This window comes from Streptomyces albiflavescens (assembly GCF_014645835.1).
Lineage (GTDB): Bacteria > Actinomycetota > Actinomycetes > Streptomycetales > Streptomycetaceae > Streptomyces > Streptomyces albiflavescens.
Genome location: NZ_BMMM01000002.1, coordinates 673,829 through 694,451, shown reverse-complemented (window position 1 = coordinate 694,451; position 20,623 = coordinate 673,829). Strand labels below are relative to the sequence as shown.

The window sequence follows — 20,623 nt, the reverse complement described above, 5'->3', positions numbered from 1 at the left end:
TAGCCGAGCCGTGCTCCGTACGGAGGGCTGTATCAGTATGCGGGATCGCGCCCATGAAAGGAGCGAAAGGTGCAAAAAGGTGCGCCATACCACTCCCGGCCGGACTCCGAGGCTCCTTATCGCCCCATTTCACCAATCATGGTTGCAGGTAGTGACAGAGGCATAACTCAGTGCAAGGGTGCCGGGCATGACGACCAACGGGGGCTTCGAGCCCGTCTTCTGCACCATCGTGCCGCCCCACGTCCTCGACAAGCTCGCCCAGCACGAGGACCCCGCACTCGCCGGTCCCGCGCGCCAGACCCTGGAGCGCGACGCCTATGAGCGCACCCACCGCCGGCTGACCACGGTCATCGGCGCCCCGACCGTCGCGCCACCCAAGGAAGCGGCCGAGCAGAAGCCGCACCGCACGATCTACGACGCCCGCCACCACCAGGACCTGCCTGGCAAGAAGGTCCGCGGCGAGGGCGACAAGCCGGGCAAGGACGCCACCGTCAACCGCGCGTACGCCGGTCTGGGCGCGACCTTCGAGCTCTACCTGAACGCGTACCAGCGCAACTCGATCAACGGCGAGGGCCTGCCTCTCGACGCCACCGTGCACTTCGACCAGAACTACAACAACGCGTTCTGGAACGGCGAGCAGATGGTGTTCGGCGACGGTGACGGCGAGATCTTCCTCGACTTCACCATCCCGGTCGACGTCATCGGCCACGAGCTGACCCACGGCGTCACCCAGTACACGGCGAACCTCACCTACTTCGGCCAGCCCGGCGCCCTGAACGAGTCCATGTCGGACGTCTTCGGCTCGCTGATCAAGCAGTACACGCTCGGCCAGACCGCCACCGAGGCCGACTGGCTGATCGGCGCGGGCCTGCTCGCCCCGCGCGTCACCGGCACCGCGCTGCGCTCCATGAAGGAGCCGGGCAGCGCGTACGACGACGATGTGCTCGGCAAGGACCCGCAGCCCGCGACGATGGACCACTACGTCCGCACCGGCCGCGACAACGGCGGCGTCCACATCAACTCCGGCATCCCCAACCACGCCTTCTACCTCGTCGCCGAGGCACTCGGCGGCCACGCGTGGGAGCGGGCCGGGCAGATCTGGTACGACGTGCTGACCGGCGGCGAGCTTCCCTCGCAGGCGCTGTTCTCGGACTTCGCACGGCTCACGCTCGCCGCGGCCCGCTCCCGGTACAACGAGGGGGAGGAGCTCCAGGCCGTGGTGAAGGCCTGGGAACAGGTCGGAGTACCGACCACGTAGCCCCGGCCCCCGACTCGTACTAGACAGGACCCATGCGTATTCAGGTGAGGCGCACGGGCGGATTCGCGGGCATCGAGCGCCATGCCGAGGTGAACACCTCGGGACGGCCCGACGCCCATGAGTGGCACGCCCTGGCCGAGCAGGCGATCGCCGCCGGCCGGGGCGCGCCCCCCATCGGTGTCCCGGACGGCTTCAGCTACGAGATCACGGTGGACGGGAAGACGGTGTACGCGGCCGATCCCCGGCTCACGGAGGAGCAGCGGAAGCTGATTTCGCGGGTGCTGAAGGAGGGCGCCTAGGTCCTGTCGTCACATTCCCGTCGTCCGCCCGGAGGGCGGGCCCTGCGGCGTCAGGTGCGTGCTCTCGGCGTGCCGGGCACAGGCCCTCGTACTGGATGTACTTGGGTCTGTGCCCGGTGCGGCGAGAGTGCGTGCATGGCGTCGCGGGGCAGACGGGAATGTGACGACAGGGCCTAGGAAACAGGGCTCGAGCCAGGGGCGCGGGGGACCGCGCGACCGGTCCCCGACGGCCCGGGGTCGCACCACCCCTCTCCCCAGGCGCCCCGGCACGTCAGGCGCCCAACAAGTAACGGCCAGTTCACACCGGCCCGTTGACTTCGGTTACCGCCGGTACGGATGATCGCGCGCATGGCGACGAACCCCATCCCGCAGTTCCCGCCCGGCTTCCTCTGGGGCGTGTCCACCTCGGCCCACCAGATCGAGGGGGCCGCGACCGAGCGCGCCCCCTCGGTATGGGACGCCTTCACGGCCGAGCCCGGCCGGATCAAGGACGGCACCACCGCGGAGGTGGCCTGCGACCACTACCACCGCTACCGCGAGGACGTGGCACTCCTCGCCGACCTCGGCGTGGACGCGTACCGCTTCTCCGTCTCCTGGCCCCGGGTGAACTCCCCCGGCGGCCTCGACTTCTACGACCGCCTGGTCGACGAGCTGTGCACCGCGGGCGTGCGCCCCGTGCCGACCCTCTTCCACTGGGACCTGCCGCTGGAGCTGGACTGGCTGGACCGGGACACGGCGGAGCGCTTCGCCGAGTACGCCGGTGTCGTGGCCGCACGCCTCGGCGACCGGGTGAAGAAGTGGATCACCCTCAACGAGCCCGCCGAACACACCCTGCTCGGCCACGCGCTCGGCGCGCACGCCCCCGGCAAGCAGCTCCTGTTCGACGCCCTGCCGGTGGCCCACCACCAGCTCCTCGCCCACGGCCTCGGCATACGGGCCCTGCGCGCGGCCGGGGCCACGGACATCGGGATCGCCAACTCCCACGGGCCCACCTGGGCCGCATCGCGCCGGACCGAGGACGTGGAAGCCGCAGACTTCTACGACATCCTCCTCAACCGCCTGTTCGCGGACCCGCTCCTGCTCGGCCAATATCCCGAGGGCATCGGGGAGTTGATGCCGGGAGACGTCGAGGCGGACCTGAAGGTCATCGCGGAGCCGCTCGACTGGTACGGGATCAACTACTACCAGCCGACCAAGGTCGGCGCCCCCGAGGGCGAGGAGATCGAGTTCAGTGGACTGACGTTGCCCGCGGAACTCCCATTCTCCGTCCGCGAATTGGAGGGCTACCCGGTCACCGACTTCGGGTGGCCGGTCGTCCCCGAGGCACTCACCGAGCTGCTGGTCGGCTTCCACGAGCGCTATGGAGACCGGCTCCCGCCCGTCGTCATCACCGAGAACGGCTGCTCCTACCACGGCATCGACGACCAGGAGCGGATCACGTTTCTGGACGGTCATGTCCGTGCGCTGCATAGGGCGTTGGAGCAGGGGGTGGACGTACGCGGCTACTTCGTCTGGTCGCTGATGGACAACTTCGAGTGGGCGGAGGGATACGCGCGCCGCTTCGGTCTCGTCCACGTCGACTACGACACGCTGGAGCGGACACCCAAGGCGTCGTACGCGTGGCTGCGGGACGCCCTGCGGGCGCGGAGATGACCACCGAGGACCCTGTACGGGTGACCGCTCTCGCCGAGCCCGTCGAGCGGGTCGGCCGGGGCTGGACTTCGGCGCTCTCGCTCGCCAACGGGGCGATCTGGGTGGGCTGGTACGGCCCCCTGCAGATCCTCCTCGCCTCCCAGGCGGAGGACTTCGCTCCCGGTACCGGCATGTCGAAGGAGACGATGCTGGCGTGGGTCACGGGCGCGGGCGCGGTCGTCTCGCTGGTCGCCAATCCGCTCTTCGGCGCGCTGTCCGACCGCACGACCGCCCGCTGGGGCCGCCGCACACCGTGGATCGTGGCGGGAGCGGCGGGCGGTGCGCTGTCCCTGCTGCTCCTGGCGGGCGCGGGCGGCGTGTGGACGATGGCGGTCGGCTGGTGTCTGGTCCAGCTGACGCTGAACGCCGCCTTCGCGGCGGTCACGGCGGCCGTGCCCGACCGGGTGCCACGACTCCAGCGGGGTTCCGTGGGCGGCTGGCTGGGCGCGGCGCAGATCCTGGGCGTGGTCGGCGGGACGGGCCTGGCGACGGTGGCGGGCGGTGTGGGCGGCGGGTACGCGGCCTGCGCGGTGTTCACGCTGGCGGGCGTCCTGCCGTACGTACTGCGCCACCCGGACCTGCGCCTGCCCGCCTCGGCCCGCCCTGCCTGGGCCTGGCGCGTCTTCCTGTCCTCCTTCTGGCTGAGCCCGCGCCGCTATCCGGACCTCGCCTGGGCCTGGCTGACCCGCTTCCTGATCAACCTGAGCAACGCTCTCGTACTCCTCTACCTGCTGTATTACCTGAGGGACCGGCTGCACTACGACGACCCCGAGAACGGCGTGCTGATCCTGACGGCGGTGAACGGTGTCACGCTGCTCGCCACCGTCGTGGTGGGCGGGGCGTGGTCGGACCGGGTGGGCCGCCGCAAACCGTTCGTGATCTGGTCGGGCGTCCTGATGGCGGTGGCCACGGCGGCCCTGTCCGGCTGGCAGACCTGGCCGGGCGCGATCGTCGCGGCGGCGGTCCTGGGCGTGGGCTTCGGCGTCTTCACCTCCGTCGACTTCGCCCTGATGACGGACGTCCTGCCCAAGGCCCTGGACCGCGGCAAGGACCTCGGCGTCATCAACATCGCCAACGCCCTGCCCCAGGTCGCCGCGCCCGCGCTGGCCGCGCCGATCGTGACGTATCTGGGTGGATACCGGGTGCTGTACCTGGTCGCGGCGGTGATCGGAATGGCGGGGGCGGTGCTCGTGGGGAGGATCAGGGGCGTGGACTGATCCGTCATCCGTCATCCGTCATCCGCCTGCCGCCTGCCGCCTGCCGCCTGCCGCCTGCCGCCTGCCGCCTGCCGCTCGGTGAACTGCTTGCCGAGCGGCAACCTGCCTGTCGAGCGGCGAGCTGCTTGCCGGCCGGTGACCTGCCTGCCGAGCGGTGGCCTGCTTACAGTGCGCCCGCGTCCTGGGCGTTCCATACCGACGGGTACAGCGGGCGGTAGCCCAGTTCCCGGCGGATCCGGGCCGTGGACACGATCCCGAACCAGGGATCGGGGTCCGTGCGCTCGTACAGCGCGGGCGGGATGTCGACGCCGTTGAGCTGGTGGAGGTCGACGGTGGTGACGGGGGCGTCATCGGCGATGTTGTAGATGCCGCCCGCCGCGCCCGGGGCGTACAGCAGGCGGCGCAGGCCCTGGGCGACATCCGCGTGGTGGACCATCTGGAGGCGCTGGGTGGCGGCCCAGTGCGCGGCCCACCGCATCGAGTCGGCGAGATGCGGGTCGCCCTCGCCGTAGACGAAGGCGAGCCGCCCGATCCGTACGTCCATCCCGCCCTCCAACGCGAGAAGGCCCCGCTCCGCCTCCCCCTTCGACTCCGCGTACGCACCCCACATCTCGCCGCCGGGCACGGTCGGGTCGTCCTCGGTGTGCGGGCGGCCACGACCCGTTCCGTAGACGACGTTCGTGCTGACCTGCACGAAGCGGCGTACGCCGGAGGTCTCGGCCGCGCGGCCCAGCTCCAGGGCTGCGTCCCGGTTGACCGCCCGGGCCTCCTCGTCGGGTACACCTCGGAAGGCGGCCGCGATGTTCACCACCGCGTCGACGCCCGCGAGGGCCTTGCCGAGCGCTTCCGCGTCCCGCAGGTCACCGACCGCGACCTGCGCGCCGAGGTCGGCGAGGGCGGCCGCCCTCGCCTCGTCGCGGACCAGGACCCGCACATGATCACCGGGGGGTGCCTGGCTCAACAGTCGGGGTACGAAGCGGCGGCCCACCTGACCAGTGGTGCCTGTCACCAACGTCAGCATGATGGTTCCTCTCGTCGGTTCGTCGGTTCTCCTTGGGTCTCCTTCAGCTTCGGCCCGTGCCCGGGGCGACGGGAGAGACCCGCTGATCCGGGGACCGGCAGTGCCTGGATAAGACGGGCGGGTTCGGCCAGGCTGGAGAGGTGAACCGAGCCGAACTCGCCGACTTCCTGCGCCGCAGCCGCGCCCGGCTGGAGCCCTCCGACGTGGGGCTGACGGCCGGCGCCCGACGCCGTACGCCGGGCCTGCGCCGCGAGGAGGTGGCGGCGCTGGCGGGCATGTCCGTGGACTACTACACCCGGCTCGAACAGTCGCGGGGTCCGCGCCCGTCCCGCCAGATGCTGGGCGCGCTGGCGCGGGCACTCCGCCTCACCGGCGACGAACGGGACCACCTCTTCCACCTGGTGGGCGAGGAACCACCGCGCGCCGAGAGCGCCTCTGCGCATGTCCGCCCCGGTCTGCTGCTGATCCTCGACCGGCTGCACGACGCGCCCGCGCAGGTGATGACCGACTACGGCGACGTGCTCGCGCAGAACGCGCTGGCGGCGGCCCTGGTGGGCGAGGCGGGCGCCGACCGCAATGTCGTACGGCGCTTCTTCACCGACCCGCGGAGCCGTGCCCTCTTTCCGCCCGAGGACCGCGCCGAGCACGCGCGCAACCATGTCGCCAATCTGCGTGCCGTCGCCGCGGCCCGGCCCGAGGATCCGGGGCCGGCGCGTCTGGTGGCCGAACTCCGTTCCGCCAGTGAGGAGTTCCGCCGGCTCTGGGAGTCGCACGAGGTGGCGGTGCGGCGTGCCTCGACCAAGAGGTTCCTGCACCCCACCGTCGGACTGCTCGACCTGGACTGCGAAATCCTGCTGAGCTCCGGAGACAACCAACTCCTGATCGTCCACACGGCCCGCCCCGGCACCGAGTCCTACGAACGCCTCCAACTCCTGCGCGTGGTGGGCCTCCAGGACATGTCCGCGGCCACGGACCGCTCCTGACAGCTTTTCTTCGCAACCCAACCCGGCACCCAACTTCGGCCACTTTTAACGACCGTTGAAGGAAAGCCTCGGCATCCCTTGCATTCGTGAGCCACCCGCGCATCAATGGAACCGCACGTTCCGACGGACCGTCAGATACGCCGCCGCATGGCGTCCCGCACCCCACTCGCGGACGGTCCGCGCACACATCTCCCCGCACCCTCACCGGCACAGAGGTGAGAAGCCCGTGTGCCCGGACAGGGCGGTCCGGTCCCACCATCCCCACATGGCAATTCCCGTACAAGGGAAGGGAATCCGATGAGAGGCAAGCAACTCGCAATCTCCGCGGCGTTAGCCGCCGGCACCCTCGCCGCGACCGGCCTGGCCTTCGCGCCCGCCGCCGCGGCCGTCACCCCACAGACAGCCACCATCAACGCGACCTGCAGCATCGGCGGCAGCGGCGCGGCCACCCTCACCGCCACCCAGGACGGCACGGCCGCGACCATCACCCTCAGCTCCACCGAGATCACGGCCCCGATCGACGTGGCCCAGGACTCGGTCAGCTCCACACTGACCATGGTGAAGGCGAGCGGCGGTACCACCGTCTTCTCCGGCACGAAGAACCCCGCCATCTCCGCGGGCGGCGGCGTCTCCGTCGGGCCGCTCGACGGCACGGTCGCCTCCGGCGACAGCCTGGAGGCCTACGGCGGCTCCCTGCAGATGGTGGTCTTCGGCATCACGATCACCTGCACGGCGGACGCACCGCAGTCCCCGGGCCCGTTCGTGTTCGACTGAGCCCACCTGCATGAAGACCGGTGCCGCCCGCGCGCAGCGGCACCGGTTCACTCAAACACCCTGTGTGCACCGGGAGTTGATGAGCACAGCCGGGTGGAGGGTCAGAGCGCGTCCGGCCCGCGCTCCCCCGTCCGGACCCGCACCACCGTCTCCACCGGCACCGCCCACACCTTGCCGTCCCCGATCTTCCCGGTGTGCGCGGCCTTCACCACCGCGTCGATGACCTCGTCGGCGTCCGCGTCCTCGACGACGACCTCGATCCGCACCTTGGGGACGAGGTCGACCTGGTACTCGGCCCCGCGGTACACCTCGGTGTGCCCGCGCTGACGCCCGTACCCACTGGCCTCCGTGACGGTCAGCCCGTGCACGCCGATTTCCTGCAGGGCGGTCTTGACCTCGTCGAGGCGGTACGGCTTGACGATCGCGGTGATGAGCTTCATGCCTGGGTCTTGACCTTCTGCGCGGTGGGGAGGGACGACGAGACCGGGGCACCGTGGCCCAGGACCCCGTGATCGTAGGCGCTCTCGGCGTGCACCGTAAGGTCCAGGCCGGTCTGCTCCTGCTCCTCGTCCGCCCGGAAGCCCATGAGCCGGTCGATCAGCTTCCCGATGCCGTAGGTGACGGCGAAGGCGTACGCCCCGACGGCCACCACGGCGACCAGTTGCCTGCCGAGCTGGCCCAGCCCGCCGCCGTACAGGAGCCCCTCGGTCCCGCCCGTCATCTCCTTGGCCGCGAAGACCCCGATGAGCAGCGTGCCGATGATCCCGCCGACCAGGTGCACGCCGACGACGTCCAGCGAGTCGTCGTAGTTCAGCTTGAACTTCCAGCTCACGGCGTACGAGCAGACGACACCGGCGGCGAGGCCGACGACCAGCGCGCCCAGCAACGACACGGACCCGCAGGACGGGGTGATGGCCACCAGACCCGCGACCGCGCCGGACGCCGCACCCAGCGTGGTCGGGTGCCCGTCGCGCTTCTGCTCGACGAAGAGCCAGCCGAGCAGGCCGGTGCACCCGGCGGCGAGCGTGTTGAGGAACGCGGCGGCGGCCAGACCGTTGGCGCCGAGGGCCGAGCCCGCGTTGAAGCCGAACCAGCCGAACCACAGCAGTCCGGCGCCCAGCATCACCATCGGCAGGTTGTGCGGCCGCATGGCGTCCTTCTTGAAGCCCAGGCGCGGGCCGAGGACCAGGCAGAGCGCGAGCCCGGAGGCGCCCGAGGTGATCTCGACCGGCATACCGCCCGCGAAGTCCAGCGCGCCCAGCCTGTCCAGGATCCAGCCGCCGGGCCCCCACACCCAGTGGGCCACGGGAACGTATACGAGCAGCGCCCAGACCGGCACGAAGACCAGCCAGGCCCCGAACTTCGCGCGGTCCGCGATCGCGCCGCTGACCAGCGCGGCGGTGATGGTCGCGAAGGTGAGCTGGAAGGTGGCGAAGAGGAGGGTGGGCACCGTGCCCTGGACACTGTCCGGGCCGAGGCCCGCCATGCCCGCGTACTTCAGCCCTCCGACGAGCCCGCCGAAGGCGTCGTCCCCGAACGCGAGCGAGTAGCCGGCGGCCAGCCACACCACCGTGACCAGGGCGATCGACACGAAGCTCATCATCAGCATGTTGAGGACGCTCTTCGTGCGGACCATGCCGCCGTAGAACAGGGCGAGGCCCGGCGTCATCAGCAGGACGAGCGCGGTGGCGGCGAGCAGCCAGGCCGTGTCACCGGTGTCGATGTGGGGCGCTGCCAGGGTCACGGTCTCTCCAGCGGTCCGGGGGCGTCGTCAGAGAGTCACGGGCGCGCGTTTCCGGTTGTGCACACACGCGTTTCCGGCATGTTTCGTGTTGCGTGAGGGTTTCCGGAACCTCACGGCGCACGGCCGGAGCGCACAGCGTGCGGCGGGGGCTTGTGGATCAGGGAGAATGGGCGCCATGAGCGTTCGTACCCCGTCATCCAAGCCGTCCGAGGCCCCCCACCGCGCCGGCTTCGCCTGCTTCGTGGGCCGCCCCAACGCGGGCAAGTCCACCCTTACGAATGCTCTGGTCGGCCAGAAGGTGGCGATCACCGCGAACCAGCCGCAGACGACGCGGCACACGGTACGGGGCATCGTGCACCGGCCCGACGCCCAGCTGATCCTGGTGGACACCCCCGGTCTGCACAAGCCGCGCACGCTCCTCGGCGAGCGGCTCAACGACGTCGTACGGACCACCTGGGCCGAGGTCGACGTCATCGGCTTCTGTCTGCCGGCCAACGAGAAGCTCGGCCCCGGTGACCGTTTCATCGCGAAGGAACTGGCGTCCATCAAGAAGACGCCGAAGATCGCGATCGTCACCAAGACGGACCTGGTCGACAGCAAGGCTCTCGCCGAGCAACTCATCGCGATCGACCAGCTCGGCAAGGAGCTGGGGTTCGAGTGGGCGGAGATCGTGCCGGTGTCGGCGGTCGGCGACAAGCAGCTGGGCCTGCTGGCCGACCTGATCGTGCCGCTGCTGCCGGAGGGCCCGGCCCTCTACCCGGAGGGCGATCTCACCGACGAGCCCGAGCAGGTCATGATCGCGGAGCTGATCCGCGAGGCCGCGCTGGAGGGCGTGCGCGACGAGCTGCCGCACTCCATCGCCGTCGTCGTGGAGGAGATGCTGCCGCGCGAGGACCGGCCCGCCGACAAGCCCCTCCTCGACATCCACGCCTTCGTCTACATCGAGCGCCCCAGCCAGAAGGGCATCATCATCGGCCCCAAGGGCAAGCGCCTGAAGGAGGTCGGCATCAAGTCCCGCAAGCACATCGAGGCGCTGCTGGGTACGCCGGTCTTCCTCGACCTGCATGTGAAGGTCGCCAAGGACTGGCAGCGGGATCCTCGGCAGTTGCGGAAGCTGGGGTTCTGAGCCGGGTTCTCCCGCCGTCTCCGCCCCTACTCGTGCCTTCCCCGGGGGCTCCGCCCCCGGACCCCCGTATCGGCCTGAACGGCCCCGTCTGGCCGGCGCCGTGGACATCACGCTGCCCGCATACATGACGGACGTCTGGCAGGCCCCGGCCCTGACCGCCCTGGCCCTCGCGGGCGTGGCCATCGCCGTACTGGGCGCGCTGCTCCCGGCACGGGGCGCGGCGCGTCTGACGATCGCCGAGGTGCTGCACAACGAGTAAGGGGTCCGGGCGAGTTGTCGGTGGGCCCGCCTACACTCCCCGCCCATGACCTACGTGGAAGAGCACGTACACCCGGAGCCCCCCGTCGCCGGCGACGAGACCGCCACCCTGCTCGGCTCGCTGGAGCGGCAGCGCGCGACCCTGGCCTGGAAGTGCGGGGGACTGGACGCGGCCGGCCTGACGGCGACGGTGGGAGCTTCGTCGATCACCCTGGGCGGGCTGCTCAAGCACCTGGCCCATGTCGAGGACGACTACTTCTCGGGGCGGCTGTTCGGGCGCGAGCCCAGTCCTCCGTTCGACACGGCGGACTGGGACACCGACCCCGAGTGGGACTGGCGCTCGGCCGCCGAGGACACCCCCGAGCAGCTCTACGCCCTGTGGCGGGACACGGTGGCCCGTTCCCGCTCCCTCGTCGCCCAGGCGCTGACCGACGGTGGCCTGGACCGCCCGGCCGACCGCGGCTGGCCCGACGGCCGGGCCCCCAGCCTGCGCCGCATTCTCATCGACATGATCGAGGAGTACGCACGCCATGTCGGCCACGCCGACCTGATCAGGGAAGCGGTGGACGGACTGGTGGGTGAGGACCCACCACGCGACGCTAGCCCGTCCGGCCTGTGACGACGAAGCCGTTCAGGCCGAAGCGGAGTGTCTGGGGGCGGCAGCCCCCGGACACGGGACGGGGAGGGGCGGAGGGGACGAAAACCCGCTGATGCCTCAGCCCGCGGTGACGACGGCGCGCACCGTCCCGTCGGGCCCCGCGAGGAGCACCGGCGTCTCGGCCCCGCCGAGGTCCCCTACGGCTGCCCGGTCCTCCGGGGACACGGCCTCCGTCTCGGACACCACGGCCGCCGCCTCCAAGGACTTCGCCCCCGAAGCGACCGCCATGGCCACGGCGGTCTGGAGGGCACTGAGCTGCAGGGAGGGCAGAGCCACCGTCCCGGCGACATACGTACGGCCCGTCTCGTCCCGCACAGCCGCCCCCTCGGGCACACCGTTGCGGGCCCGCGCGGAACGGGCCAGGGTCACGATCTTGCGGTCCTCGGGGTCGAGCGCGCTGCTGTCGGTCATGCCCCCGAGCATACGAAGCCCCGCTCCGACCCCGCGCGGCGGTACGCGGCTACCCGGCCACCGGGTACATCGACCCCCGCCGTCCCTCCGGCGAGGCCGGCCACTCCAGCTTCACCGCCGTGTTCGCCTCCGGCAGCGGCGTGTGCGGCACGATCGTGAGGTCGGGCCGCGCCGGCACCTTCATGGCGGTGGACTCGACGGCCGGCAGACCGACCAGCGGATGGTCGAGCTCCTTGCGGATCTGCCCGGCGTCCTCGATGTCCCGCCGCTCGGCGTCCTCGCGACGACGTCGGACGACCTGCTGAGCGGCGTCCACACGGTCCTCGCCCCCGACGCGGCGATCGTCCTGGCGGCGGTGCTGGTCGCGGTGGGACTCGGCCGACGAGGCCCGAAGGCGGGCTCAGGGCCGGTCGAGGCGGAGGCGCTCCGCCTTCGGTAGACCGGCGACGACGAGATCGTACGAATCCTCGATGAGCTCCCGGACGAGCCGGTCCGGGAGTTCGCCGTCGACCGTCACCGTGTTCCAGTGCCGCTTGTTCATGTGATAGCCGGGGATGATCAGCCCCGGGTACTCGCCCCGCAGCCGGACCGCGTCGTCCGGGTCGCACTTCAGGTTGACCGTGAGTGGGCGCGCGTCCAGGTGAGTCAGCGCGAAGAGCTTGCCCAGCACTTTGAAGACCGAGATCTCCGGGGCGAACGGGAAGTCTTCGACGGTCGCGTTCAAGGACAGGCAGAACGCGCGCAGTTGCTTCGGGGTCACTCCGGCTTCTCCTCCTCGGGGGGCTCGACCGGGCCGACCGGCTCGACGAGTACCGTGACGATCTTGTTCCGGCGCCCGGCCGCGGCCTCCGCGGTCAGCCGCAGTTCGCGCCCGTCGGGCAGCTCGACCACCGAGGAGGCCCCGGCGATCGGGACCCGCCCGAGCGCCTTGGCGAGCAGCCCGCCGACGGTCTCCACGTCCTCGTCGTCGTACGCCTCGAACCCGTACAGCTCGCCGAGGTCGCCGATGTCGAGCCGGGCGGTGACCCGGTAGCGGTCGTCGCCGAGCTCCTGGACGGGCGGCAGCTCGCGGTCGTACTCGTCGGTGATCTCGCCGACGATCTCCTCGAGGATGTCCTCGATGGTGACGATGCCGGCCGTGCCGCCGTACTCGTCGATGACCACGGCGCAGTGGTTGCGCTCCTGCTGCATCTCGCGCAGCAGATCGCCGGCGTTCTTGGTGTCGGGCACGAAGGTGGCGGGCCGCATGGCCGTCGACACCAGCTCGGACTCGGCGTCGCGGTTGATGTGCGTCTTGCGGGCCAGGTCCTTCAGATACACGATCCCGACGATGTCGTCCTCGCTCTCCCCGGTGACGGGGATGCGGGAGAAGCCCGAGCGCAGCGCGAGGGTCAGCGCCTGGCGGATGGTCTTGTAGCGCTCGATGACGACGAGGTCGGTCCTCGGGACCATGACCTCGCGTACGAGGGTGTCGCCCAGCTCGAAGACGGAGTGCACCATGCGGCGCTCCTCGTCCTCGATGAGGGACTCCTTCTCGGCGAGGTCGACGAGGGCGCGCAGCTCGGCCTCGGAGGCGAACGGGCCGCGGCGGAAGCCCTTGCCGGGCGTCAGCGCGTTGCCGATGAGGATGAGCAGCGGCGGGATCGGGCCCATCACCCGGGCCAGCGGAAGCAGGACGTAGGCCGCCGCCGTCGCCGTGTTCAGCGGGTGCTGGCGGCCGATGGTGCGCGGGGAGACGCCGACCGCGACGTACGAGACGAGGACCATGACGCCGATGGCGACGACGAGCGCCTCCCACGTCTCGTCGAACTCCTTCAGACAGGCGTACGTGACGAGCGCGGCGGCCGCCATTTCGCAGGCGACGCGCACGAGCAGCGCCACGTTCAGATAGCGGGTCGGGTCGGCGGCGACCTGCGCGAGCTTGGCGCTGCCGCGCCGGCCGCTGCGTACGGCCTCCTCCGCGCGGAAGCTGGAGACGCGCGCGAGGCCCGCCTCCGCGCAGGCGGCGAGCCAGGCGACGACGACCAGCAGGACGGCGCCGACGACGAGTTGAGGACTCATGACACGGTCGGGGCCGGCGAGGGGCCCGTCATGCCCTTCTCCGCGCGCCAGCCGTCCACGATGGCGGCCTGGAGGCCGAACATCTCGGCCTTCTCGTCCGCTTCCTCGTGGTCGTAGCCGAGGAGGTGCAGCACCCCATGGACGGTGAGGAGCTGGAGCTCCTCGTCCATGGAGTGCTGCGTCGCGGCTTCCTTGCCCTGCCGCTCGGCGACCTCCGGGCAGAGCACGATGTCGCCGAGCAGGCCCTGCGGCGGCTCGTCGTCGTCCTTCGACGGCGGCCGCAGCTCGTCCATGGGAAAGGACATGACATCCGTCGGACCGGGCAGGTCCATCCACTGGATGTGCAGCTGCTCCATGGCGTCGGCGTCCACGACGATCACTGAGAGCTCGGAGAGCGGGTGGATGCGCATCCGCGCGAGCGCGTAGCGGGCGATGTCGAGGATCGCCTGCTCGTCGACCTCGGTTCCGGACTCGTTGTTGACGTCGATCGACATGGTCGTGCTGGTCTACTTCCCCTTGTGGCCGGCTTTGCCGCGGCCCTTGTGGGAGCCGTTCTCGGTGCCGTTCTCGATGTCGTACTTCTCGTACGCGTCGACGATACGGCCGACCAGCTTGTGCCGTACGACATCGTGGGACGTGAGCCGCGAGAAGTGGACGTCCGCGACACCGTCCAGGATGTCCTGGACCTGGCGCAGACCGGACTTCGTCCCGGTCGGGAGGTCGACCTGGGTCACGTCACCCGTGACCACGATCTTCGAGTCGAAGCCGAGGCGGGTGAGGAACATCTTCATCTGCTCGGCGCTCGTGTTCTGGGCCTCGTCCAGGATGATGAAGGCGTCGTTGAGCGTGCGACCGCGCATGTAGGCGAGCGGCGCGACCTCGATGGTCCCCGCCGCCATGAGGCGCGGGATCGAGTCCGGGTCGAGCATGTCGTGCAGCGCGTCGTAGAGCGGGCGCAGGTAGGGGTCGATCTTCTCGTAGAGCGTGCCCGGGAGGAATCCCAGGCGCTCCCCCGCCTCCACCGCCGGGCGGGTCAGGATGATGCGGTTGACCTGCTTGGACTGAAGCGCCTGAACCGCCTTCGCCATGGCGAGGTACGTCTTGCCGGTACCGGCGGGGCCGATGCCGAAGACGATGGTGTGCTTGTCGATGGCGTCGACGTACCGCTTCTGGTTGAGCGTCTTGGGGCGGATGGTGCGGCCTCGCGAGGACAGGATGTTCTGCGTGAGCACCTCGGCCGGAGTCTCCTGGCCGTCGCCCTCCCCGTTCTCGCTCGCCCTGAGCATGGCGATCGAGCGTTCCACTGCGTCCTCCGTCATCGGCTGCCCCGTGCGGAGCACCAGCATCATCTCGTCGAACAGGCGCTGGACGAGAGCGACTTCACCGGCGTCGCCGACCGCGCTGATCTCATTGCCCCGGACGTGGATATCGGCCGCCGGGAAGGCCTTCTCGATCACGCGCAGGAGGGAGTCGCCGGAGCCCAGCACGGTCACCATGGGGTGCGCGGCCGGAACGGTGAACTGCGCTCTCGCTTGTCCCTGCGCGAGGGTGTGAGCTGTGGGTGTCTGAGTCATGGGCCGGCTCTGTAGGCCTGCTTTTCCTCCTTGATCGGCACGCTTGCCACGGGGGCAGCCTTGCGATTCCAAGCGTACGTCTCCGCACTGACAGAGCCGTAGGGCTTTTCCTCACCTCACACGGAGCGCCGCGGCTCCCGCGGAGCGCCCCGCAGAGGACCGCACGGCGCCTCATGCGGAGCGCCGCGCAGAGGACCGCCCCGGCGCCTCACGCGGAGCGCCCGAACCCGATCGTCGGCACCGCCCGGCGCAACGGCCACGGGCGCGTCACCTGGGGCAGCAGCCCCTCCAGGAACGCATAGCGCCGCAGGGCCGTCGGATCCTGGTCGTCGACCGACTGGACACGGCGCCACCAGGCGGCGATCTCGGACCAGCCGGGCGCCGACAGCGACCCACCGAACTCCTGGACCGAGAGGGCGGCGGTCAGCCCGGCGAAGGCGAGGCGGTCGGCCAGGGGCCAGTCGGCCAGGGTGCCCATGACGAAGCCCGCGACGAAGACGTCACCGGCGCCGGTGGGGTCCATGGCCTCGACGTCGATCGCCGGGACCTCGGCGGTCTCCCCGGTACGGCCGTCCACGGCGTACGCGCCCTCCGACCCCAGGGTGACGACGGCGAGCGGTACGTGCTCGGCCAGCGCGTGCGCCGCCGCGCGCGGGCAGTCCACGCGGGTGTACCGCATGGCCTCCTCGGCGTTCGGCAGGAACGCCTCGCAGTGTTCGAGATCGGCGAGGCCCGCCAGGTCCCAGCGGCCGGTGTCGTCCCAGCCGACGTCCGCGAAGAGCCGGGTGCCCTTGCTCGCGGCCTGCCCGATCCATGGCGCGCGCGTGCCCGGCGTCAGCGAGGCGACGGCGGCACGCGCGCGTGGCGGGCAGTCCGGCGCCGGTTCCTCCGGCGGCGGCTCGTGCCCGTGGCTGACCATCGTGCGCTCCCCCTCGTACGCCATCGACACGGTGACCGGGGAGTGCCAGCCGGGTACGGTGCGCGACGGGGTGAGGTCGATGCCCTCGCCCTGCTCCAGGGCGTCCCAGCAGTACTCCCCGTAGTGGTCGTCGCCGAAGGCCGCCGCCAGGGAGGTTTTCAGCCCCAGCCGCGCGAGGGCGGTCGCCATGTTGGCGACTCCGCCCGGGCTGGAACCCATCCCCCGCGCCCAGGACTCCGTCCCCCGCACGGGGGCGGAATCGAGGCCGGTGAAGATGATGTCCAGGAAGACCGTGCCCGTGAGATAGACGTCCCAGGGCGGGTCCTGGGGGGTGCGCAGCCCGGCGAGCGGGTCGACGTGAGCCTGGCAGTACGGTCGCTCTCCGTTGGACGCGATCACGGTGCGCTCCCTGACGTGGTGCGGATCTGGCCAGTGTGCACCACCCGACCCACCACGCCCCCGCCCGGTCAAGCCTGTTTTCACCCCCTCCGCCCCCACCCGTCCCTCACCAGACTCCAGCGCCCCTGAAAGGGGAGCGGGGAACTGCGCGACAAGCCCCCACCGGCGCGCACTCAGAAGACAACCCTGGGGGGTCTGCGAAGCCCCCGGATACGGGAACGGGTAGGGGCGGAGGCGGCCCCGAGCCCAGGCGCGTCGGAGACCCTCACTCGCCCGCCCTCGAAGGCGAGCCGGCCGCCATGGACCTCACCCATGCCCTGGCACAACGGCAGGCGAAATGAACGCGCCTACCCCGGCACCTTCACCCCAAACAGAACGTGCCCCACATCACACCGCCCCACCTTCTTCGCACCCTCACCCCCTTGATACAAATTGCCCGCGCGTTCCTGTCCGTCGACAGCCGCCCAACCCCCCTTCTTGAGTCGCTTCTTTCGCATGCCCTGGGAACGCCCGTGTCCGCCCGCACCACCACGCCCTGGCCCCTCGTCGCCCTTTTCACGGCCGGGTACCTCGCCGCGTATCTGCTGCCGACCACCGTCGGCAGGCTCGACGCGGGTCTCCCGCTCTCGGCCACCCAGGCCGGCGCCATCGGCAGCGCGCTGCTGCTGAGTTCGGCGACCGCGGGCTTTCTGCTCGCCTCCCGCGTCGACCGCCTCGGCCCGCGCGGTCTCGCCCGTACGGGCCTGCTCCTCGCGGCCGCCGGATATGGCACCGCCGCCCTCACCTCGGCCGTCCCGCTGGTCATCACCGGCGCGATCGTCGGCGGCTTCGGTTCCGGTACGGCCACCACGGTCGCCGCGACCGGCATCGCCGGCCAACGCGACCCCCATCGCACCACCACGCTGGGCCTGCTCGGCGTCTCCGCCCTCGCGGGCACGCTGTATCTGACGATCCCTCATCTCGGCCCGGCGCACGGCCTCCCCCTCGCCGCGATCGCCTGCACGGCGCTGCTCGTGCTGCCCCTGACCGGACGCCTCCCGGCCCACACCCCCGCGACCCGGACCCTCCGCACCACGACCCCGCTCCCCCACCCCCGCTCCGGCGTCGTCCTCGCCGCCGCCATGCTCTTCTGGTCCCTCGCCCAGAACTCCCTCTGGGGCGTCAGTGGCCGCATCGGCCTGACGCAGGCGGGGCTCACCGAAGTCACGGTCGGCGTGGTCTTCGCGGTGGCGCTCGGCGCCGGGCTGCTGGGCGTGATCGGCGCGGGCGCCCTGGGCCCGCGGCTCGGCCTGGCACTACCGATCGGCGCCGGTACGGCCCTGATCGCCGGCTGCATCGCGCTCAGCGCGGCGGCGAGCGACCTGTCCTCGTTCGCGACGGGCGAGATCGCCTGGAACACGCTCTACCCGGTCGTGCTCTCGTACGTGATCGGCCTCGCCGCCTCCCTGGACCCGCGCGGACGGTGGGCGGTCCTCGTCGGCTCGGCCTCCTCGCTGGGCACGGCGTGCGGCCCGCTCGCCGGCAGTCTGCTCTCCACGCGGGCGGGGTTCCCGGCGATGGGCGTGATCCTGGCGTTCGGCCTGCTCCTGGTCACCGTCCCGATGACGGCCGTGGCGCTCCGCCCCAGGCGCGGCACCCCGCAGGAACACCCGGTCGTCGAGATCCCGCTGGAAGCCGTGCCCGCCCAGCGGACGGCGTACGACACGGCAGGACCCCGGCAGGCGGCGACAGCCGCCACACCGGGGTCCGGAACCGGCTGACGGCTACTCGAACTCGTACGCGTCGACCTCGGCGATGTACCGGGCCCGCCGCTCCTCGTCGTGCTCCAGGAAGGACGCCTCGAACGAGTTGCGCGCCAGCTCCCGCAGTCGCTCCTGGTCCAGCCCCAGCGTCTCGTGCACCGCGTGGAAGGTGTCGCCGACATAGCCCCCGAAGTAGGCGGGGTCGTCGGAGTTGACGGTGCACAGCAGCCCGGCGTCCATCATGGCGGGCAGTGGGTGCTCCTCCAGGGTGCCCACGGCGCGCAGCCGTACGTTCGACAGCGGGCAGAGCGTGAGCGGGATCCGCTCACGCACCAGCCGCTCGACCAGCTCGGGGTCCTCCATACAGCGCAGCCCGTGGTCGATGCGCTCGACGCCGAGCACGTCCAGCGCCTCGGTGATGTACGCGGCCGGGCCCTCCTCGCCCGCGTGCGCGACGCGCCGCAGACCGAGCCTGGCGGCGGCCTCGTACACCTCGCGGAACTTGACCGGCGGATGTCCGACCTCCGCGGAGTCGAGTCCGATGCCGACGATCCGGTCGAGGTAGGACTTCGCGGCCTCCAGCGTCTCCATGGCCGACTCGGCGGACTCGTCCCGCAGGAAGCACATGATCAGCTGCGTGGAGATGCCGTGCGTCTCCTCGGAGCGGGCGAGCGCTTGGTGCAGGCCCTCGACAACCGTCCCCATCCCCACCCCACGGGCGATGTGGGCCTGCGGATCGAAGAAGATCTCCGCGTGCCGGACGCCCTGCGCGGCGGCCCGCGCCAGGTAGGCGTCGGCCAGGTCGGCGAAGTCCTGTTCCGTCCGCAGTACGGCCATGAGCTCGTAGTACAGGTTCAGGAACGACTGGAGATCGTCGAAGAGATACGCCTTGCGCAGCTCCTCGGTGTCCGCGTACGGCAGCGTGACGCCGTTGCGCGCGGCGAGCGCGAAGGCGAGTTCGGGTTCGAGGGTGCCTTCGATATGGAGGTGCAGTTCTGCTTTGGGGAGGGACATCAAAGCATCGTACGGTCGTTTCCCCAGCACTCGGAATCGACGTCCGGGCCGTGTCCGAGGACGCCGGTCGCGAGCGCCCGGGGAGGGCGTCCGGGCCGCGCCCGAGGACACCCCGGAGCCGACCCGCTCACCGGCGCTTCGGAACCGGCACCCGCACCAGATCGTGCGCCACGGTCAGCTCTCCGTCGAACCCCGCGGCCCGAGCCTGCCGCTCGAACTCTCCCCCAGACTCCGTCCGGGAGGTGCCCCCAGGCTCGGAGTACCGCTGGCTGAAGTGGGTGAGCACCAGATGCCGCACGCCGGCCTCCATGGCCGCACGCCCCGCCTGACCCGCCGTCAAGTGGCCGTGATCGAGGGCGAGTTGCTCGTCCTCGTCGAGGAACGTCGACTCGATGACGAGCAGGTCGCACCCGTCGGCGAGCGCGTGGACCCCCTCGCACAGCCGGGTGTCCATGACGAACGCGAACCGCTGCCCGCGCCGCACCTCGCTGACGTCGTCGAGGGACACCCCGTCGAGCGAGCCCTCCCGCTGCAGGCGCCCGACGTCGGGACCCCTGATGCCGCGCTCGGCGAGCCGCTCCGGCAGTATCCGCCGCCCGTCCGGCTCGACCAGCCGGTACCCGAACGACTCCACGGGGTGGTCGAGCCTGCGGGCCTGAAGGGTGTACGAGGGTGTGGTCGCGAGCACGCCGTCGACCTCGACCGGCGCCTCTGTCAGCGCGACGGTCTCGCGGTAGGCGGTCGCGTACCGCAGCCGGTCGAAGAACCGCTGCCCGGAGCGCGGATAGTGGGCGGTCACCTCGTGCGGTACACGGTCGAGGTTGATGCGCTGGATCACGCCGGCGAGCCCGAGCGAATGGTCCCCGTGGAAATGGGTGACACAGATCCGGTGCAGGTCGTGCGCGGCGACCCCGGCACGCACCATCTGGCGCTGCGTGCCCTCGCCGGGGTCGAAGAGCAGTCCCTCGCCGTCCCACCGCAGCAGATAGCCGTTGTGGTTGCGATGCCGGGTCGGGACCTGGCTGGCGGTGCCGAGGACCACCAATTCACGTACGGACAAGGCCGGTTACCCCGGGGGCCACTGCATGCCGCGGCCGCCCAGTACATGGGCGTGCGCGTGGAAGACGGTCTGGCCCGCACCGCTGCCGGTGTTGAACACGACCCGGTAGCTCTCCAGCTTGTCCTCGGCCGCGACCTCGGCGGACTCGCGCAGCAGGTCCGCGGCGACCGTGGGCTCGGCGGCAGCCAGCGCGGACGCGTCCGGGTAGTGCACCTTGGGGATGACCAGGACGTGGGTGGGCGCCTGAGGGTTTATGTCGCGGAAGGCGACGGTCGTCTCGGTCTCCCGGACCACGGTCGCCGGAATGTGCCCGGCGACGATCTTGCAGAACAGGCAGTCGTCCTGCGGCGCGCCATCGGCGCGCCCCTGCGGCTCCTGCGCCATGCGTGTGCCTCCTCACGCCAGCCGATCAT

Annotated in this window: 22 protein-coding genes and 2 pseudogenes; 11 read left to right on the top strand and 13 right to left on the bottom strand. The window is 71.0% G+C overall.

What is annotated here, in order from left to right:
• The first annotated feature begins 187 nt into the window (after positions 1-187).
• The 4 genes from IEY95_RS07985 to IEY95_RS07970 all read left to right on the top strand — a co-directional run bounded on the left by IEY95_RS07985 (position 188) and on the right by IEY95_RS07970 (position 4,466).
• Entirely contained in the window at positions 188-1,258 is a 1,071-nt protein-coding gene (locus IEY95_RS07985; protein ID WP_189185158.1) for a M4 family metallopeptidase, read from the top strand.
• A gap of 32 nt (positions 1,259-1,290) precedes the next feature.
• Positions 1,291-1,557: a protealysin inhibitor emfourin gene (locus tag IEY95_RS07980; RefSeq protein ID WP_189185157.1), complete on the top strand. Its 267-nt coding sequence runs from the start codon at positions 1,291-1,293 to the stop codon at positions 1,555-1,557.
• 336 nt (positions 1,558-1,893) lie between these two features.
• Complete coding sequence (locus tag IEY95_RS07975) at positions 1,894-3,210, top strand: GH1 family beta-glucosidase (RefSeq protein WP_189185156.1); 1,317 nt, start codon at positions 1,894-1,896, stop codon at positions 3,208-3,210.
• On the top strand, positions 3,207-4,466 hold the full coding sequence (locus IEY95_RS07970; protein WP_189185435.1) for an MFS transporter: 1,260 nt from the start codon (positions 3,207-3,209) through the stop codon (positions 4,464-4,466). The genes IEY95_RS07975 and IEY95_RS07970 overlap by 4 nt, the downstream gene beginning before the upstream one ends.
• A gap of 163 nt (positions 4,467-4,629) precedes the next feature.
• Here the strand turns inward: IEY95_RS07970 and IEY95_RS07965 are convergent, their stop codons facing one another.
• Positions 4,630-5,487: an NAD-dependent epimerase/dehydratase family protein gene (locus tag IEY95_RS07965; RefSeq protein WP_189185155.1), complete on the bottom strand. Its 858-nt coding sequence runs from the start codon at positions 5,485-5,487 to the stop codon at positions 4,630-4,632.
• 140 nt (positions 5,488-5,627) lie between these two features.
• Between IEY95_RS07965 and IEY95_RS07960 the strand changes: the two genes are divergently transcribed.
• Positions 5,628-6,470: a helix-turn-helix transcriptional regulator gene (locus tag IEY95_RS07960; RefSeq protein ID WP_189185154.1), complete on the top strand. Its 843-nt coding sequence runs from the start codon at positions 5,628-5,630 to the stop codon at positions 6,468-6,470.
• A gap of 297 nt (positions 6,471-6,767) precedes the next feature.
• On the top strand, positions 6,768-7,244 hold the full coding sequence (locus IEY95_RS07955; protein ID WP_189185153.1) for a hypothetical protein: 477 nt from the start codon (positions 6,768-6,770) through the stop codon (positions 7,242-7,244).
• Positions 7,245-7,345: 101 nt separating this feature from the next.
• Here IEY95_RS07955 and IEY95_RS07950 read toward each other — a convergent pair whose 3' ends face one another.
• Both IEY95_RS07950 and IEY95_RS07945 read right to left on the bottom strand, forming a co-directional pair.
• Positions 7,346-7,684 (bottom strand): P-II family nitrogen regulator, encoded by a 339-nt coding sequence (locus IEY95_RS07950; protein WP_189185152.1) that lies wholly within the window; start codon positions 7,682-7,684, stop codon positions 7,346-7,348.
• Positions 7,681-8,988: an ammonium transporter gene (locus IEY95_RS07945; protein WP_189185151.1), complete on the bottom strand. Its 1,308-nt coding sequence runs from the start codon at positions 8,986-8,988 to the stop codon at positions 7,681-7,683. The genes IEY95_RS07950 and IEY95_RS07945 overlap by 4 nt, the downstream gene beginning before the upstream one ends.
• Positions 8,989-9,154: 166 nt before the next feature.
• Between IEY95_RS07945 and era the strand changes: the two genes are divergently transcribed.
• From era to IEY95_RS07930, 3 genes are all read left to right on the top strand, one after another.
• Positions 9,155-10,114 carry a GTPase Era gene (gene era / locus IEY95_RS07940; protein WP_189185150.1) on the top strand — a complete coding sequence of 320 codons (960 nt, stop codon included), beginning with the start codon at positions 9,155-9,157 and terminating at the stop codon, positions 10,112-10,114.
• Between the two features lie 124 nt (positions 10,115-10,238).
• Positions 10,239-10,373: a hypothetical protein gene (locus IEY95_RS50135; RefSeq protein ID WP_268240433.1), complete on the top strand. Its 135-nt coding sequence runs from the start codon at positions 10,239-10,241 to the stop codon at positions 10,371-10,373.
• Between the two features lie 45 nt (positions 10,374-10,418).
• Positions 10,419-10,991: a DinB family protein gene (locus IEY95_RS07930; RefSeq protein ID WP_189185149.1), complete on the top strand. Its 573-nt coding sequence runs from the start codon at positions 10,419-10,421 to the stop codon at positions 10,989-10,991.
• Between the two features lie 96 nt (positions 10,992-11,087).
• Here IEY95_RS07930 and IEY95_RS07925 read toward each other — a convergent pair whose 3' ends face one another.
• Positions 11,088-11,441: a cytidine deaminase-like protein gene (locus tag IEY95_RS07925; RefSeq protein WP_189185148.1), complete on the bottom strand. Its 354-nt coding sequence runs from the start codon at positions 11,439-11,441 to the stop codon at positions 11,088-11,090.
• A gap of 49 nt (positions 11,442-11,490) precedes the next feature.
• A pseudogene (locus IEY95_RS07920) lies at positions 11,491-11,712 on the bottom strand (XRE family transcriptional regulator); the annotation flags it as partial.
• On the opposite strand from IEY95_RS07920, the pseudogene IEY95_RS50595 reads away from it, so the two are divergent.
• A pseudogene (locus IEY95_RS50595) lies at positions 11,701-11,880 on the top strand (MFS transporter); the annotation flags it as partial. The pseudogenes IEY95_RS07920 and IEY95_RS50595 overlap by 12 nt on opposite strands.
• Here the strand turns inward: IEY95_RS50595 and IEY95_RS07915 are convergent.
• The 5 genes from IEY95_RS07915 to IEY95_RS07895 form a co-directional block, all read right to left on the bottom strand.
• On the bottom strand, positions 11,842-12,201 hold the full coding sequence (locus IEY95_RS07915; RefSeq protein ID WP_189185147.1) for an MmcQ/YjbR family DNA-binding protein: 360 nt from the start codon (positions 12,199-12,201) through the stop codon (positions 11,842-11,844). The pseudogene IEY95_RS50595 and the gene IEY95_RS07915 overlap by 39 nt on opposite strands.
• Positions 12,198-13,502: a hemolysin family protein gene (locus IEY95_RS07910; RefSeq protein WP_189185146.1), complete on the bottom strand. Its 1,305-nt coding sequence runs from the start codon at positions 13,500-13,502 to the stop codon at positions 12,198-12,200. The genes IEY95_RS07915 and IEY95_RS07910 overlap by 4 nt, the downstream gene beginning before the upstream one ends.
• Entirely contained in the window at positions 13,499-13,996 is a 498-nt protein-coding gene (ybeY, locus tag IEY95_RS07905) for an rRNA maturation RNase YbeY (RefSeq protein ID WP_189185145.1), read from the bottom strand. The genes IEY95_RS07910 and ybeY overlap by 4 nt, the downstream gene beginning before the upstream one ends.
• Before the next feature lie 12 nt (positions 13,997-14,008).
• Positions 14,009-15,076 carry a PhoH family protein gene (locus IEY95_RS07900; protein WP_189185144.1) on the bottom strand — a complete coding sequence of 356 codons (1,068 nt, stop codon included), beginning with the start codon at positions 15,074-15,076 and terminating at the stop codon, positions 14,009-14,011.
• Between the two features lie 208 nt (positions 15,077-15,284).
• Entirely contained in the window at positions 15,285-16,394 is a 1,110-nt protein-coding gene (locus tag IEY95_RS07895; RefSeq protein ID WP_189185143.1) for a carbohydrate kinase family protein, read from the bottom strand.
• Between the two features lie 512 nt (positions 16,395-16,906).
• On the opposite strand from IEY95_RS07895, the gene IEY95_RS07890 reads away from it, so the two are divergent.
• Complete coding sequence (locus tag IEY95_RS07890; RefSeq protein ID WP_189185142.1) at positions 16,907-18,154, top strand: MFS transporter; 1,248 nt, start codon at positions 16,907-16,909, stop codon at positions 18,152-18,154.
• Between the two features lie 3 nt (positions 18,155-18,157).
• Here IEY95_RS07890 and IEY95_RS07885 read toward each other — a convergent pair whose 3' ends face one another.
• The 3 genes from IEY95_RS07885 to IEY95_RS07875 form a co-directional block, all read right to left on the bottom strand.
• The gene (locus tag IEY95_RS07885; RefSeq protein WP_189185141.1) at positions 18,158-19,150 is read right to left on the bottom strand and encodes an adenosine deaminase; all 993 of its coding nucleotides are present in this window, start codon (positions 19,148-19,150) and stop codon (positions 18,158-18,160) included.
• 127 nt (positions 19,151-19,277) lie between these two features.
• A complete protein-coding gene (locus tag IEY95_RS07880; RefSeq protein WP_189185140.1) occupies positions 19,278-20,210 on the bottom strand; it encodes a ribonuclease Z in 933 nt (310 codons plus the stop codon).
• A 6-nt stretch (positions 20,211-20,216) separates the two neighbouring features.
• Positions 20,217-20,594, bottom strand: coding sequence for a histidine triad nucleotide-binding protein (locus tag IEY95_RS07875; RefSeq protein WP_189185139.1), 378 nt, complete (start codon positions 20,592-20,594; stop codon positions 20,217-20,219).
• Positions 20,595-20,623 lie beyond the last annotated feature (29 nt).

Coding starts and splice junctions, on each gene's coding strand:
- IEY95_RS07985 (WP_189185158.1), top strand. CDS start 188: ATGACGACCAACGGGGGCTTCGAGCCCGTCTTCTGCACCATCGTGCCG.
- IEY95_RS07980 (WP_189185157.1), top strand. CDS start 1,291: ATGCGTATTCAGGTGAGGCGCACGGGCGGATTCGCGGGCATCGAGCGC.
- IEY95_RS07975 (WP_189185156.1), top strand. CDS start 1,894: ATGATCGCGCGCATGGCGACGAACCCCATCCCGCAGTTCCCGCCCGGC.
- IEY95_RS07970 (WP_189185435.1), top strand. CDS start 3,207: ATGACCACCGAGGACCCTGTACGGGTGACCGCTCTCGCCGAGCCCGTC.
- IEY95_RS07965 (WP_189185155.1), bottom strand. CDS start 5,487: ATGCTGACGTTGGTGACAGGCACCACTGGTCAGGTGGGCCGCCGCTTC.
- IEY95_RS07955 (WP_189185153.1), top strand. CDS start 6,768: ATGAGAGGCAAGCAACTCGCAATCTCCGCGGCGTTAGCCGCCGGCACC.
- IEY95_RS07950 (WP_189185152.1), bottom strand. CDS start 7,684: ATGAAGCTCATCACCGCGATCGTCAAGCCGTACCGCCTCGACGAGGTC.
- era (WP_189185150.1), top strand. CDS start 9,155: ATGGGCGCCATGAGCGTTCGTACCCCGTCATCCAAGCCGTCCGAGGCC.
- IEY95_RS50135 (WP_268240433.1), top strand. CDS start 10,239: ATGACGGACGTCTGGCAGGCCCCGGCCCTGACCGCCCTGGCCCTCGCG.
- IEY95_RS07930 (WP_189185149.1), top strand. CDS start 10,419: ATGACCTACGTGGAAGAGCACGTACACCCGGAGCCCCCCGTCGCCGGC.
- IEY95_RS07925 (WP_189185148.1), bottom strand. CDS start 11,441: ATGACCGACAGCAGCGCGCTCGACCCCGAGGACCGCAAGATCGTGACC.
- IEY95_RS07910 (WP_189185146.1), bottom strand. CDS start 13,502: ATGAGTCCTCAACTCGTCGTCGGCGCCGTCCTGCTGGTCGTCGTCGCC.
- ybeY (WP_189185145.1), bottom strand. CDS start 13,996: ATGTCGATCGACGTCAACAACGAGTCCGGAACCGAGGTCGACGAGCAG.
- IEY95_RS07900 (WP_189185144.1), bottom strand. CDS start 15,076: ATGACTCAGACACCCACAGCTCACACCCTCGCGCAGGGACAAGCGAGA.
- IEY95_RS07885 (WP_189185141.1), bottom strand. CDS start 19,150: ATGTCCCTCCCCAAAGCAGAACTGCACCTCCATATCGAAGGCACCCTC.
- IEY95_RS07875 (WP_189185139.1), bottom strand. CDS start 20,594: ATGGCGCAGGAGCCGCAGGGGCGCGCCGATGGCGCGCCGCAGGACGAC.